This window comes from Chryseobacterium gallinarum, assembly GCF_001021975.1.
GTDB lineage: Bacteria > Bacteroidota > Bacteroidia > Flavobacteriales > Weeksellaceae > Chryseobacterium > Chryseobacterium gallinarum.
Genome location: NZ_CP009928.1, coordinates 2,782,374 through 2,796,019 on the forward strand (window position 1 = coordinate 2,782,374; position 13,646 = coordinate 2,796,019).

Genomic DNA, 13,646 nt, shown 5'->3' on the forward strand with positions numbered 1-13,646 from the left:
TTTTTACTTTTATTTTATTGGTATGCAAAATACGAAAAACTTAGATATAGCGAAAATATTCAGGGATATTCCTTAAATATATTTAACATAAAGTTAAAGAAGAGTTCACTTAAGTATATTTAAGTTTCTTATGTTTAAACAGGGGTACTTACATTTGTAATACAAAAGACAAGTGAAAAAAATATTTCGAACACGAAAGCCGCAGGAATTTCCTGCGGCTTTCTTATCATTATACGTTTTCAATTATTTTGTTTAACCTTCCTGCATCGGGATTATAATTGTCCCAGATCTTCCAGGTATCATTTATTTTACGGATAAAATAAATCTGTGTACTCAATTGGTTGACAAAGTGTTCTTCACCGGTTTCTCCAACTTTGAATAAAAGATTCCAGAATTCCTGTGATTCGAGGATTTTTTTATCCGGTTCGTCAGTTACAATATGAATATCGAAAACCTCATAGTTGGACCGGTTGTTTTTTGTTACCAGTTGGAAATCTTTGTCACATAATTCTTTACTGAACTGTGATACTCTTTCTAAAAATGGAGAATCATCGAATACCAGCTCTTTGAAAAGCTCGGTTTTATGATCGGGAAAGTGCTTACAGAATTCAAAAGCAGTTGCACAGTAATCATACACCATCTGGGTCATAAACGAATTATCATCTGCCTCTTCATCCTCCTGGTTTTTATGCCTTATAAAAAGAATATAATCGTTAAGGTCCTTATACCCCAAAAAAATACAAATCTTGTCTAATGTCTTTAAAAACCTCAGGTCGCTATGCGTTTTGTCCTGATAATCATTTTCAAAGAAACGTTGTAACGTAACATGTGAAATAGTATTACCGATCTCGAATTTTTTTCCTCCTTTTAATTCCTCAGCTTCAGATAATTCTTCTTTAATGATTTCGGAAAGAATAATATAATGGCTTCTCTTCCATTCCTTCACATTCCCCAAAACAGAATTTCTTACTTTTGAATGCTTTACCACCTCTTCCCGTATCGAATTATATATAGTCTTCAATTTCCTTGTTTTTGAATGAGTTTTATCAAAAATACTGCCAAAATGTTAAAGCTTTTTTATCATTTATTTGTCTGGATTAAAATATGCTTTAATTCCCAATAATATAGTAAGAGGATTTTAATAGTTGATTATCAATGTTTAAACCGTTCAAAAGCAGCACGTTCCAGCATTTCCCTGTCATCCGGATGTGCAATACTGATGAGTTCCTGTGCCCTCTGACGCAGATTTTTTCCGTATAGGTAGGCGGTTCCGTATTCAGTGACCACATAATGAATATGTCCTCTTGTGGTAACTACGCCGGCTCCCTGTTTAAGATAAGGAACAATTCTGGAGATTCCTTTTTTGGTTCTGGAGGTAATGGCAATGATGGGCTTTCCGCCTTCTCCTAATGCTGCTCCCCTCATAAAATCCATCTGTCCTCCAATACCGCTGTATTGCATTGTTCCTATAGAATCGGCACAAACCTGACCTGTGAGGTCTATTTCAATGGCAGAATTGATAGCTACCATCTTCTTATTTTTCATAATGTTGATCGGAAAATTAACCTCGCTTACGTCCCTGAACGCAAAGACGGTGTTATCATCCACATAATCATATAATTTTCTGGTTCCGAAACAGAAGCTGGTAATGGTTTTATTGTCGTTATAGCCTTTATACTTGTTGTTGATTACATCATTTTGGATGAGGTCGATCACACCATCACTCAACATTTCGGTATGAATGCCCAGATCTTTGTGGTTATTCAGGCATTTTAAAACGGCATCAGGAATGGTTCCTATTCCCATCTGCAGCGTAGAACGGTCCTCGATAAGTTCAGCTACATTTTTTCCTACAAGCATTTCTTCAGGGCCAACTTTTGATCCGTAATCTACAGTCGGAAGCTCTTCTTCATGCCAGACCAGTTTATGAATTCTGCTGATATGGATCATGCCATCACCGTGGGTTCTGGGCATTCTGGGATTAACGACTGCTACAATGATTTTGGCAGTATCAACTGCTGATCTTGCCACATCCACTGAAGTTCCCAATGTACAGAAACCATGTCTGTCCGGTGGGGAAACAGTTACCAGCGCCACATCCAAAGGAAGAATGTTTTTTCTGAATAAAATCGGGATCTCACTTAAAAAGACAGGCACAAAGTCCCCTCTGTCTGAGTTTACGGCATCGCGCACCGGTGTGGATACAAATAATGAATTGATAAAGAATTTATCTTTGTATTCAGGTTTTGCAATTTCCACATTTCCCTGTTGGGTAATGGAGACCATTTCTACATTATCCAGCCGGTGAGACTGTCTTGCGAGTTCGTCAATCAGGTAGTTTGGGGTGCATGCACTTCCGTGAAAAAATACACGGTTGCCACTTTTTATAGTGTAAATAGCTTCTTCTGCACTAATATAATTGTACATAATGAAATTTTTTATGAAGTAATTTTTATTCCGGTGAATGTTCTTCCATGGTTATATTGTTTTTTTATTCCAGCCAGGAGGTTTTGTAGGAAGGATCTTCTACCTTCATTGCTTCTTCTGTCACTTTTAAAGGGCGGAAAGGGTCTACCATAACGGCATATTCTTCCGTGAATTTTTTCCCGATACTCCTTTCCATAGCACCAGGGTGAGGTCCGTGTACAATTCCGCCAGGATGAAGCGTAAAGTCCATAAGGTCAATGTGGTTACGGCTCATGAAATCTCCTTCGGTATAGAACAATACCTCATCAGAATCAATATTGGAATGGTTGTAAGGAGCAGGAATTGCCAATGGATGATAATCATACATTCTTGCACAGAATGAGCATACAACAAAGTTGTGGCCTTCAAAGTTCTGGTGAACCGGTGGCGGCTGGTGAATTCTTCCCGTAATAGGTTCAAAGTTTTTGATATTGAATTTATAAGGATAAAAATATCCGTCCCAGCCTACAACATCAAAAGGATGTGTTGCATAAATGAAATCTGTGATCTGGTTTTCTTTTTTTACTTTAATTACAAATTCTCCTTTTTCATCTTTAGGTTCTACAAAGGTAGGGGCAATGATGTCTCTTTCGCAGAACGGAGAATGCTCTAAAAGTTGTCCGAATTCATTCCGGTATCTCTTGGGAGTATAGATGGGAGAGTGGCTTTCCAATACAAAGAAAACGGTATCTTCCGATGCCAGTTCTACCTGATAGATAGTGCCTCTGGGAATAATCAGGTAATCACCGGTAACAAATTCCAGGTTTCCAACAAAGGTTTTTAAGATTCCTGTTCCCTGATGAACGAATAAAAGCTCGTCACATTCTGCATTTTTATAGAAATAATCCATCGATTTTCTGGGTTTTGCCAATCCCATTTTAAGGTCATTGTTTACCAAAAGGATTTTGCGGCTGTCCAGAAAGTCATCTTCAGGAGTGACATTCATCCCTTTGAACATTCTTGGAGTGATGTTTTTTTCTACAGCAATTTTAGGTGTTACATCTTTCGGCTGTCCAATCGATTTGATCTGTGTAGGACGGTGAATATGGTATAGCAGAGAAGAGATACCGTGAAAGCCTTCTGTACCAAAAAGCTGTTCATAGTAAAATTGATCTTCCGGAGACTTAAAGATAGTGTGTCTTTTTTGTGGGATGTTTCCCGCTAGATGATATCTCATTTTACTTTTATATGTAGTTTCTCAAATTTAGTCATTTTTCACGAATTGACTGTACCAATATTCTATCATTGTGTTTTGTGTTTCAAAAATAATTGTTAGATTTGTCTAACAATTTTAATTTCATGAAGCGAATATTATTTTCTATTATTTTTTTATCGTCGTATTGTTTTTCACAAGAAACGGATAGTTTACGTCAGAATCTGGATACAAAGCTTGATTCTGCAAGAGTTGTCCCGGAAGACATCAAGACGGGTAATATTGATGATGTGGTGGTTACCGGAACCATAAAACCGGTCAGCAGATCAAAAAGTCCTGTAGCGGTAGAGATCTACAGCCAAAAGTTTTTCCAGAAAAACCCTACTCCGAGTATTTTTGAAGCTATTGCGATGGTGAATGGTGTAAAACCTCAGCTCAACTGTTCGGTTTGTAACACCGGGGATATCCATATCAATGGACTGGAAGGTCCTTATACGATGATTCTGATCGACGGAATGCCCATTGTAAGTTCTCTTTCCACAGTATATGGCTTAAGCGGAATTCCTAATAGCCTGGTGGAAAGAATTGAAGTGGTAAAAGGTCCTGCTTCTTCTATTTATGGCTCGGAAGCTATGGGAGGAGTGATCAATATTATTACCAAAAATGCGCTGACAGCTCCTAAACTGAGTGTTGATCTGATGACAAGTACGTGGGCTGAAAATAATCTTGATCTTTCCACCAAGTTCAATGTAGGGAAAAAAGCCGCGTCATTATTAAGCTTAAATTATTTCAGCTTTCAGGAAAGGGTAGACCAGAATAAAGATAACTTCACGGATGCTGCTTTACAAAGCAGAATTTCTGTTTTCAATAAATGGAATTTTCAGCGAAAAGCTAGCCGGCAGGCAAGTTTCGCGATGAGGTACCTGTATGAAGACCGTTTCGGTGGAGAAATGCAATGGAACAAATCTTTCAGGGGAAGTGATGAAGTGTATGGTGAAAGCATTTATACCAACAGAGCAGAAATTTTCGGATTGTACGAATGGCCAATGAAAGAACATATCGTAACCCAGTTTTCCTATAATTACCATGACCAGAATTCTTTTTATGGAGCCAACCCGTTCAATGCCCTTCAAAAAGTAGCTTTTGTACAGACGTATTGGGATAGAAGCTTTGGTAAGCATGATATGACAGCCGGACTTACTTTTAAAAGAACTTTCTATGATGATAATACCCCCGGAACCTTAGCGGCTGACGGGGTGACCAACGCTCCTATGAAGTCACCGATATGGGGAGCATTTGTCCAGGATCAATGGGAGATTAATGATAAAAATACTTTATTGCTAGGCTACCGGTATGATTATGACAAAGTTCATCATTCCGTACACTCGCCGAGGCTGGCATGGAAATTTTCGCCTAATCCTTACCATACATTGCGTTTCAATTTCGGAACAGGGTTCAGGGTGGTGAATTTATTTACAGAAGACCATGCCGCTTTAACGGGATCGCGTGAAGTGGTGGTAAAATCAGATCTGCAGCCTGAACGATCTGTTAACGGAAACCTGAATTACATTTGGAAAATTCCTGTGGGAACACGTATGCTGCACTTAGATGCTTCTGCATTTTATACCTATTTCAGCAATAAGATTGTAGGCGATTTTGATTCTGACCCCAATAAAATTATTTATGATAACCTTCACGGATACGGTATTTCCAGAGGTGCTTCGTTAAATGTAGATTTTACTTTTCAGTTTCCTTTGAGTGTTAACCTGGGAGTAACCTATCTTGATGTATATCAGAAATACGATAATGAGAATCAAAAAACGCAACAGCTGCATGCGCCAAAGTGGAGCGGTACCTATAATTTAACCTATAAATTTCCTAATAACCTGACTGTTGACTTTACCGGGCAGTTTTACGGACCCATGAGGCTTCCCGTTTTGCCCAATGATTATCGTCCGGAATATTCGCCATTTTATTCACTGGCCAATATCCAGGTTTCAAAGAGTTTCAAATCCGGATTTGAAGTGTATTGCGGTGTGAAAAATTTATTCAACTTTACACCTGAAAATCCTCTGATGAGACCCTTTGACCCGTTTGATAAATACGTTGATGATCCGATCAGCAATCCCAACCACTATACTTTCGATACAGCATATGGTTACGCTCCAATGCAGCGTATCAGAGGATTCCTGGGAGTAAAGTATACACTGAGATGAGAACTTTTGCTTTATTTTTAATGTTAGTGCCTTGTTTTTACCTGTCTCAGATAAAGACAGGCACTTTTTCGGAAATGGAGACTTTGCAGAAAGAAAATTCAAAACCTGTGATTATTCACCTGTACACAGATTGGTGTGCCATCTGCAAAATTGAATTTTTCCGATTGAATAAAGATAAAAACCTGGTCGGAATGATTAATGATCATTTTTATTTTGTCCATTTTGAACCGGAGAAAACGAAGGAGAAAATACATTTCCAGGGGGAGGATTTTTATTATTTATCCAACGGAAATTCCGGGATTCATGAGCTGGCATTGGCTTTATCAAGGAATAAAAATCAACCGGTATATCCGTTATGGATATTTCTGGATAAAAACCGGAACTTAGTTTATTATCAGGAAGGTCAGATGACTCCCGAACAAATGAGGCAAAAACTGTTGGAATTTTTTGCTTTGTAAATATCACCTGCAAAAATACAATGTTTCTTTGATATTCTTTAATTCCACGGCCTTAGCCAAAACTTAAAATTCCATTTATGAATAGACTTTTTTACTGCAGATCTTTGGTAATATCAGATTTTCATATTATCCTGTAACGATGTATTTTGATAATTTGTTCATGTTTAATGTTTCATGACGAGTTTGTGTCCATAAGTCTGATTATTTTTTAGAAGGGCATGGGCCTTTAGAACGGTATCCAGAGAAAGGGTGCCTATTACTTTATGCTGAGGTGGGAGAATGGTTCCTGTTTCGATGAGACTTTTCAGTTCATGTAAACCGTTTTGATAATAATCATATTTTTTAATCATGGTGTAGGTATAATTGGAGATGTTCATGATGAGGGAGCCTTTATTGAAAAGTATTTCATGAGCGTCTGCAGTAAGCAGGGCGGTTACATCTACATAAGTGCCATTGATTTTTAAAGCTTTTGCAACTACTTCTGCCATATAGTTCCCCACCAGATCAACTCCAATATCAAAAAGGCGGTTGTTATTGGCCTTTATAAGAGTTTCAACAAGATTTTCCTGTTTATAATTGATGATTTGGTGATCCTTTACTCCCACATTGAGAAGCATTTGCCTGTTTTCTTCACTTCCTACAGTGACAATGAAATGCTGGATATGATGAGCCAGTAAAATTTTGACAAAAAAGGATCCAACACCTCCGGCTGCACCCGTTATCAGAATGGTTTGTTCCGGTTGCCATTGCAAACGGTGAAAAATCTGTAAAGAAGTAAGCCCTGCAGAAGGAATTGCAGCGGACTGCTCAAAGGAAGTGTTTTTCGGTTTGAGGGAAACAATGGCTTCCGGAACAGAGATGTATTCTGCATAGGTACCATTGCTTCCCATTGAGCCGCTGCCGCAGAATACTTCATCACCGACATTAAATTGAGTAACATCAGTTCCTTTTTCTACAACTATCCCGGATAATTCCCGCCCTAATATGGGAGAACTGATTAATTTTCTTTCCAGCTCATTTTCCAGCATCTGATAATCGATAGGGTTGAAACCACTTGCTTTGATCTGGATTAGTACTTCATTATTGTTGACTTGAGGCTTTTCAGTAAAACCATCTTCAAGCTGAAAATTTTTATTTAAAATTACGGCTTTCATATTGCTATTTTGATGTACAAATGTAAAGTGGAAATAGTTTATATTTGTTACTAGTTAACAATTGGTAACTGGTTACCTTGATGAAACTATTATGGCAAAAATTATTGAAAACGGAACTGAAAGAGAAGCAACCTGCACTGAGGAATTATTCGCAATGCGTGATAGTCTTGATGTGTTGGGCGGAAAATGGAAGTTAATGATTCTGCGGTATTTGACGAACAGAACAGATCAGCAGATTCATTTTAAAAAACTGGAACGTGGAATTGAGGGGATTTCCGCCAAAATGCTGAGTAAAGAACTGAAAGAGCTGGAAATGAATCTTTTGATTACAAGAACAATTCAGGATACAAAACCGATTACAGTTACTTATGCGGTTACTGAATACGGAAAATCGGTGCTTCCGGTAACCGAAACGCTGGTGAACTGGGGATTACTTCATAGAGAGAAGATCAAAGCTTCAATGGGTTAATATAAAATCCTGCACCTTAAAAACGTATCAAAAAAAGTTCGCATCTAAGCGTTTCAGCAAAATTTCGACAAACTATTTCAGTACAACAGCAAGAATAGCCAATATTGCAGGTAATGCCTGAACAAAAAATATTTTCTTGGTAGAGGAAATTGCCCCATAAGTACCAGCCACCGCTACACAGCCTAAGAAGAATAAAGCCACATTGTCCTGCCATTGCGGATCTTTGATCAGAAAAGACCAGATTAGCCCGGCAGCCAGAAAACCATTGTATAATCCCTGATTGGCAGCCAAACCTTTTGTCGGCTTGAACATTTCTGCTGGCAGCGCAGCCTTGAAAACTTCTTTTCCTTTGGTTTCCCATGCAAACATTTCCATCCAGAGAATATACAGGTGTTCCAGTGCAACTACAGCGATCAGAATTTTGGCAATAACTTCCATGATTTACTATTTATGATTGTAAAACTAAAAAAATAAAGTTAAGTTTGAGTATTCAATTCTCAAAATGGATAACTTTAAGGCACATTTAAATAAATTTATTACCGTAACTGATGAAGAATACGTTTCAATTTTTTCATTTTTTGAAGTATCAAAAGTGGAAAAGAAGCAAAATCTGATGCTGGAAGGCGAGATTTGCAGAAATATGTATTTTGTGGTGGAAGGATGTCTTAGAAAATACTTTATTAATGAACGAGGAGTAGAACACACGACCCAGTTTGCGATTGAAAACTGGTGGATTACTGACACGTTCGCCTATGAGAGACAGTTAAAGACGGATTTCAACATTCAGTCTGTAGAAAAATCCACTATCCTTGTCATAGATTTTAAAAGCCAGGAATTATTACTTAAGCAACATCCTGTTATGGAAAAATATTTCAGGATTATTTACCAGAGGGCCTATGCGGCATCTGAAAGGAAACTTCGTTATCTGTCTGAATATTCACGGGAAGAACTGTATGTTCATTTCAGTACGCTTTATCCATGGTTTATTCAGCGGATTCCTCAATATCTTATCGCGTCATTTCTTGGTTTTACTCCGGAATATTTAAGTGAAATCAAGGCAAAATTACGTTCTTAAACCAGTTTAAGTTTTTTACGGACCGGATATCGCAAATTTGTCATGTAATTAAAAGCTAATGCAATGACAGATAAACAAAATCAATTTCCACAGCTGTTTCTAAGATTGGCTCTTTCAGTAACCATACTTTCTGCAGTGGCAGACCGGTTTGGATGGTGGAGCAAAGAAAATTCATCATGGGGGAATATGGCCAGCTTTAAAGAATATACCAGGCAACTGACTTTTTTTTTTCCGGAAAACTTAAGCACTTTTTCAGCATATGCCGCTACTTTTTTGGAAATACTTTTTCCATTGATGCTGATCATAGGATATAAAACTAAGGTAGCAGCGTACGGAACCGGTTTTTTATTATTGATTTTTGCTGTTTCAATGACGCTTGCATCGGGTTTGAAAGCTCCGCTCAATTATTCGGTTTGGGTAGGAAGTGCTTCAGCTTTTTTATTGGCTGTACAACGCCATTATTCTTTTAGTATTGATCAAATAAACCAAAAATAATATCATTATGAGCGCAAGATTAAATATTGCAACAGTAGATTCAGCTGCTTACAAAGCAATGCTGGGATTAGAAGGATATCTTCAGACTATTTCTTTAAATCACATTCAGAAAGAATTAATCAAAATCAGGGCTTCACAGATTAATAAATGTGCATTCTGTCTTGATATGCATACGAAAGATGCCTTAAAATACGGGGAAAATCCTCAAAGAATCTTTATTTTAGATGGTTGGAGAGAAGCGAAAGAATTTTTTACAGAAGATGAGCAGGTACTTTTGGCCATGACAGAAGAAATTACGTTAATCAGCCATGAAGGCCTTACCGAGGAAACATTTCAAAAAGCAAAAGCCATTTTTGACGATAATCAGATCGCGCAGATCATTATGGCTATTGTGACCATTAATGCATGGAACAGGATTGCGATAAGTACCCATACTCCTATCGAAAAATAATGACGAAGGAGGAGAAAATAATATAATGGCTTAAATATGCTATAAAAAGGCTCTTCAACATTGAAAAGCCTTTTTATAGTATTACAGAGCTCAATTAAAACCTCCGTTGGTATTAATTCTAAAAATAAATCTTAATGGGTAATTATTAAGTTTGTTTTTATGAAGGTTGTTTTGGCATTTTTGCTCTTCATTTACGGATTCTTTCTTTTGAATGGTCCTTGAGGAGCTATAATTTCAAGATTGGTTCCATCAGGATCCTGGAAGTAAGCTACAGCAGTTCCATATCCGGATTTTAATCCGTCTGCTTCTTCGAATACGATTGGTTCTCCATCAGGTTCTACACCGATTTCATTTAACCTCTGCATCGCTTCGTCGATATTGTCTACTTCAAAACAAAGGTGCATGGCACTGATCTGGTTATTGGAGTAAGCAGCCTGTTCAGATTCTGGGATGACGTATTCCAGGATATCTAGATTGAGATTATCCAGACGGAGATTGGCAAATTTTATTTTAGTGTCAGTCAGGCCTTGGGTTTTGGCCATTCTTTCTCCACCGATGACATCAATATTGGAAACTTTAGTTCCTGTTAATGCTTCGTAAAAGGCAATAGATTTCTCTAAATTCTTTACAGTAATTCCAACGTGATTAGCACGTGTGAATCCTTTTGTTGTATTTTCCATTGTTTAAATTTTGTAATTACTTTAAATTAACAGACTATAGATTGGCAATACACATAAATGGTTTCTGCATCAACTTTCTTCATAGTCTTGTAATCATTAAAAACAAAAGCTGAAAGTTATCAATCACCTGATAGTACTTCCATCCATCCTCCAGCTTCTATATTAAATCTCGCTTAAAGCAGCATTGATGAAATTCAATTCTTCCTGAGAAAGGTTGATGTCCATTGCTTTTGCATTTTCGATAGCTTGCTGGGCATTTCTTGCCCCTGCCAATACTACTGTAATTGCCGGTTGCAGGGTAGTCCATTTTAATACCAGCTGAGAAAGACTGGCTCCTTTTTCCTGTGCGATAGGTTCAATTTTTTCCAAGAACGTTTTTACTTTATTCAAATCAAATTGAGAAAAATATCCGTTTCTGTGGTCGTTATCCTTTAATTGGGTTTCTCTGAAATATTTACCGGTTAAAAGACCTCTTTCCATAGGGCTGTACACGATGATTCCTGAATTGTTCTCCAAAGAATAAGGAACAAGATCATTTTCGATCGCACGGTTCAGCATGCTGTAAGAAACCTGGTTGCTGGCAAGCTTTAAAGTCCTGTTAGCTTCTTCCATTTGAGACACGCTGTAATTGCTTACTCCTGCTGCACGTATTTTTCCCTGCTGGACCAGTAATTCCATGGCTTCCATTGTTTCGCAGATAGGAGTTGTGCTGTCTGGCCAGTGAAGTTGTAAAAGGTCAATATAATCTGTTCCCAATCTTTGTAAACTTTCCTCAACTTCTTTAATGATGTTTTCTTTGGATGCGAATTTATATACAGGAATTGTTTTTCCCTCATCTTCCGCATCAAAGAAAAATTCTCCTTTTCCGTTGTTGCTTCCATCCCATACCAAACCAAACTTTGTTAACAGCTGGATTTTTGAACGGTCCTTTCCTTTGATAGCTTCACCAATCATTTCCTCGCTCAGCCCGAAACCATAGAATGGTGCGGTATCGATAGAAGTTACTCCATGGTCCAATGATGCGTGAATAGAGTTGATAGAATCCTGCTTTTCATTACCACCCCACATGTTTCCGCCGATAGCAAAAGCACCATGTGTGATTGTCGATAATTCCAAATCTGTATTTCCTAATTTTCTATATTCCATTTTGTTTGTATTGTTATTTATTAAAAAACCCGTCAAATCTTCGATTTGCCACCCCTCCAGAGGAGGTAATTGTTGCATCAATTGACTTTGGGGGCGGTTATTTGTTATTTAATTCCTTTAAAATTGCTTCTCCAACACTCTTTGCTGACTGGGGATTCTGTCCTGTAATCACTCTTTGATCTGCTACCACATGATTTTGCCAAAGCCCTGATTTTTCAAATTCTGCTCCTCTTTCTTTCAGCTTGTCCTCTAATAAAAAAGGAACAACATCTGTTAATTTTACTTCAGCCTCCTCTTCGTTGGTGAAAGCATTGATCTTTTTCCCGTCAACCAGGTATTTCCCATTCTTCAGTTTGATATTCACGAGTCCTGCCGGGCCATGGCATACACCTGCTACTATTCCTCCGTTTTCATAAATTTTTGAGGCGATGTCAGCCAGTTCTTTATTGTCTGCAAAATCCCACATAGCTCCATGACCTCCTGCGTAAAAGATTGCAGAATATTCTTTTGGGTTCACCTGGGATGGCGTCATCGAATGATCAATTCTGTTTTTGTATTCTTTATTTTCCCAGAACTCCTTATTTACAGGATCTTTCAGGTCAAACCCATCTACAGGAGGAGTACCGCCCTTTGGGCTTACAAAGTCAATTTCATAACCTGCTTTGTGAAGGACTTCCCAGGGATGAGAAACTTCTCCGAGGTAATATCCTGTATCTTCGCCTGTACTTCCTTTTTTGTCATGACTGGTTACGACGAATAAAATTTTCTTTTTCATATTCTTTGAATTTTGGGTTTGTGCCTGTACGGATCCTATTGTAAATATGGCAAGCATGAAAAGCGCTAATTTTTTCATTATGAAATAATATGGGTAGTATAAATATGTGGTTTTTCCTGAAGTTTTTCATCTACCAGAGCTCCAAAAGCCTGGATGTAAGGCTGTTGATTATGATACTCCAATCCTTCTTTGCTTTTCCAGATTTCATAGAAAACGAACTGGTTTTTGTCTTCAGTTCCCTGATGAAGGCTGTAAAGTTCACAGGCTTCTTCTTTTCTCGTCTCTTTTACCATATTCTGAAGAACTTCCAATACTTCTGCCTGGTGTTCTTCTTTGGCTTTTATAATGGCTGTAAGGTATATTTTCATTATTAAATAAAATTTTTAATTTTTGTCAAGAAGTTTCTATACGATGCTACCACCTATATATCCGGTGATACCTGTGACCAGTATTTTTTTCATGATGCCAATTCCTGTTTTAATTCTTTTTCAAATACGGATCTCACATGTTCTCTATACAGTTTCATATCACGTTCTATATTGGCATTCTTTTCTACATCATGGAAGTGAAAGCTTTCCATTTTTTCTAAAGAAACAAAAGCGTTCATTCTATGGAAACCAAATAAAGGTCCGTCATCTACACTTCTTTCACTGAAGAATTCACCGGGAAATGTAAAGGCTGTTGCAGGGGCATTCCAGCTTGTGGTAAGCATATATTTTCTTCCACCGAGCATTCCTCCTGTACCGTAATTGATCTCAGGATTGGCAGCATTTCTACCGTCACTCATGTAAATTCCTTTGGCGTGGCCAGCCGTGAAAACTTCATCGATGTATTTTTTCAATCCGTTCGGAAGCTGGAACCACCAGATAGGAGTGTGGTAAATAATATAATCTGCCCAGACAAACTTCTGCACTTCTTCATATTTGTCGTAACTTTCACTTACATTGGTAACCTTTACTTCCAGGTTATCGAATTCTTTAAGAACTGCTAATGTATTTTCTGCAATAGTCTGATTATATTTTCCTCCGGAATGTCCGAAATTTTGTCCGCCGTTGATGATTAATACTTTTTTCATTTTTTTATGATTGTTAAATTTTACTTCGCAAAG

Annotated in this window: 16 protein-coding genes; 6 read left to right on the forward strand and 10 right to left on the reverse strand. The window is 37.7% G+C overall.

The annotated features are described in order from the left end of the window. Positions 1-229: 229 nt before the first annotated feature. From OK18_RS12550 to OK18_RS12560, 3 genes are all read right to left on the reverse strand, one after another. Entirely contained in the window at positions 230-1,021 is a 792-nt protein-coding gene (locus tag OK18_RS12550) for a hypothetical protein (RefSeq protein ID WP_053328203.1), read from the reverse strand. Positions 1,022-1,152: 131 nt separating this feature from the next. Next, complete coding sequence (locus OK18_RS12555; RefSeq protein WP_050022520.1) at positions 1,153-2,427, reverse strand: acetyl-CoA hydrolase/transferase family protein; 1,275 nt, start codon at positions 2,425-2,427, stop codon at positions 1,153-1,155. Between the two features lie 64 nt (positions 2,428-2,491). After that, positions 2,492-3,643 (reverse strand): homogentisate 1,2-dioxygenase, encoded by a 1,152-nt coding sequence (locus OK18_RS12560; protein ID WP_053328204.1) that lies wholly within the window; start codon positions 3,641-3,643, stop codon positions 2,492-2,494. A 122-nt stretch (positions 3,644-3,765) separates the two neighbouring features. On the opposite strand from OK18_RS12560, the gene OK18_RS12565 reads away from it, so the two are divergent. After that, a complete protein-coding gene (locus OK18_RS12565; RefSeq protein WP_053328205.1) occupies positions 3,766-5,835 on the forward strand; it encodes a TonB-dependent receptor plug domain-containing protein in 2,070 nt (689 codons plus the stop codon). A gap of 74 nt (positions 5,836-5,909) precedes the next feature. Beyond that, positions 5,910-6,293: a thioredoxin family protein gene (locus OK18_RS12570; RefSeq protein ID WP_228377604.1), complete on the forward strand. Its 384-nt coding sequence runs from the start codon at positions 5,910-5,912 to the stop codon at positions 6,291-6,293. Positions 6,294-6,457: 164 nt separating this feature from the next. On the opposite strand, the gene OK18_RS12575 is transcribed toward OK18_RS12570, so the two are convergent. Further along, a complete protein-coding gene (locus OK18_RS12575) occupies positions 6,458-7,447 on the reverse strand; it encodes an NADP-dependent oxidoreductase (protein WP_053328206.1) in 990 nt (329 codons plus the stop codon). 91 nt (positions 7,448-7,538) lie between these two features. Here OK18_RS12575 and OK18_RS12580 point away from each other — a divergent pair, with 91 nt between their 5' ends. Further along, the gene (locus OK18_RS12580) at positions 7,539-7,916 is read left to right on the forward strand and encodes a winged helix-turn-helix transcriptional regulator (protein WP_053329362.1); all 378 of its coding nucleotides are present in this window, start codon (positions 7,539-7,541) and stop codon (positions 7,914-7,916) included. 72 nt (positions 7,917-7,988) lie between these two features. Here OK18_RS12580 and OK18_RS12585 read toward each other — a convergent pair whose 3' ends face one another. Next, entirely contained in the window at positions 7,989-8,354 is a 366-nt protein-coding gene (locus OK18_RS12585; protein WP_053328207.1) for a DUF1304 domain-containing protein, read from the reverse strand. A gap of 64 nt (positions 8,355-8,418) precedes the next feature. On the opposite strand from OK18_RS12585, the gene OK18_RS12590 reads away from it, so the two are divergent. The 3 genes from OK18_RS12590 (at position 8,419) to OK18_RS12600 (ending at position 9,937) form a co-directional block, all read left to right on the forward strand. Beyond that, on the forward strand, positions 8,419-8,991 hold the full coding sequence (locus tag OK18_RS12590; RefSeq protein WP_053328208.1) for a Crp/Fnr family transcriptional regulator: 573 nt from the start codon (positions 8,419-8,421) through the stop codon (positions 8,989-8,991). 63 nt (positions 8,992-9,054) lie between these two features. Beyond that, positions 9,055-9,486, forward strand: coding sequence for a DoxX family protein (locus OK18_RS12595; protein WP_053328209.1), 432 nt, complete (start codon positions 9,055-9,057; stop codon positions 9,484-9,486). 7 nt (positions 9,487-9,493) lie between these two features. After that, positions 9,494-9,937, forward strand: coding sequence for a carboxymuconolactone decarboxylase family protein (locus OK18_RS12600; protein WP_050022515.1), 444 nt, complete (start codon positions 9,494-9,496; stop codon positions 9,935-9,937). 191 nt (positions 9,938-10,128) lie between these two features. On the opposite strand, the gene OK18_RS12605 is transcribed toward OK18_RS12600, so the two are convergent. The 5 genes from OK18_RS12605 to OK18_RS12625 form a co-directional block, all read right to left on the reverse strand. Continuing rightward, positions 10,129-10,617, reverse strand: coding sequence for a VOC family protein (locus tag OK18_RS12605; RefSeq protein WP_053328210.1), 489 nt, complete (start codon positions 10,615-10,617; stop codon positions 10,129-10,131). Between the two features lie 162 nt (positions 10,618-10,779). Beyond that, positions 10,780-11,763, reverse strand: coding sequence for an aldo/keto reductase (locus tag OK18_RS12610; RefSeq protein ID WP_050022513.1), 984 nt, complete (start codon positions 11,761-11,763; stop codon positions 10,780-10,782). Positions 11,764-11,860: 97 nt separating this feature from the next. Then, positions 11,861-12,616: a type 1 glutamine amidotransferase domain-containing protein gene (locus OK18_RS12615; RefSeq protein ID WP_228377605.1), complete on the reverse strand. Its 756-nt coding sequence runs from the start codon at positions 12,614-12,616 to the stop codon at positions 11,861-11,863. After that, positions 12,616-12,906, reverse strand: coding sequence for a putative quinol monooxygenase (locus OK18_RS12620; protein ID WP_053328211.1), 291 nt, complete (start codon positions 12,904-12,906; stop codon positions 12,616-12,618). Before OK18_RS12620 ends, OK18_RS12615 begins: the two co-directional genes overlap by 1 nt. Before the next feature lie 89 nt (positions 12,907-12,995). Beyond that, positions 12,996-13,613 (reverse strand): NAD(P)H-dependent oxidoreductase, encoded by a 618-nt coding sequence (locus tag OK18_RS12625; protein WP_050022511.1) that lies wholly within the window; start codon positions 13,611-13,613, stop codon positions 12,996-12,998. Between the last annotated feature and the right edge of the window lie 33 nt (positions 13,614-13,646).

Bases quoted from the DNA above. Each gene is read 5' to 3' on its own strand.
- OK18_RS12555 (WP_050022520.1), bottom strand. From the start codon at position 2,427: ATGTACAATTATATTAGTGCAGAAGAAGCTATTTACACTATAAAAAGT.
- OK18_RS12560 (WP_053328204.1), bottom strand. From the start codon at position 3,643: ATGAGATATCATCTAGCGGGAAACATCCCACAAAAAAGACACACTATC.
- OK18_RS12565 (WP_053328205.1), top strand. From the start codon at position 3,766: ATGAAGCGAATATTATTTTCTATTATTTTTTTATCGTCGTATTGTTTT.
- OK18_RS12570 (WP_228377604.1), top strand. From the start codon at position 5,910: ATGGAGACTTTGCAGAAAGAAAATTCAAAACCTGTGATTATTCACCTG.
- OK18_RS12575 (WP_053328206.1), bottom strand. From the start codon at position 7,447: ATGAAAGCCGTAATTTTAAATAAAAATTTTCAGCTTGAAGATGGTTTT.
- OK18_RS12580 (WP_053329362.1), top strand. From the start codon at position 7,539: ATGGCAAAAATTATTGAAAACGGAACTGAAAGAGAAGCAACCTGCACT.
- OK18_RS12585 (WP_053328207.1), bottom strand. From the start codon at position 8,354: ATGGAAGTTATTGCCAAAATTCTGATCGCTGTAGTTGCACTGGAACAC.
- OK18_RS12590 (WP_053328208.1), top strand. From the start codon at position 8,419: ATGGATAACTTTAAGGCACATTTAAATAAATTTATTACCGTAACTGAT.
- OK18_RS12595 (WP_053328209.1), top strand. From the start codon at position 9,055: ATGACAGATAAACAAAATCAATTTCCACAGCTGTTTCTAAGATTGGCT.
- OK18_RS12600 (WP_050022515.1), top strand. From the start codon at position 9,494: ATGAGCGCAAGATTAAATATTGCAACAGTAGATTCAGCTGCTTACAAA.
- OK18_RS12605 (WP_053328210.1), bottom strand. From the start codon at position 10,617: ATGGAAAATACAACAAAAGGATTCACACGTGCTAATCACGTTGGAATT.
- OK18_RS12610 (WP_050022513.1), bottom strand. From the start codon at position 11,763: ATGGAATATAGAAAATTAGGAAATACAGATTTGGAATTATCGACAATC.
- OK18_RS12615 (WP_228377605.1), bottom strand. From the start codon at position 12,616: ATGAAAAAATTAGCGCTTTTCATGCTTGCCATATTTACAATAGGATCC.
- OK18_RS12620 (WP_053328211.1), bottom strand. From the start codon at position 12,906: ATGAAAATATACCTTACAGCCATTATAAAAGCCAAAGAAGAACACCAG.
- OK18_RS12625 (WP_050022511.1), bottom strand. From the start codon at position 13,613: ATGAAAAAAGTATTAATCATCAACGGCGGACAAAATTTCGGACATTCC.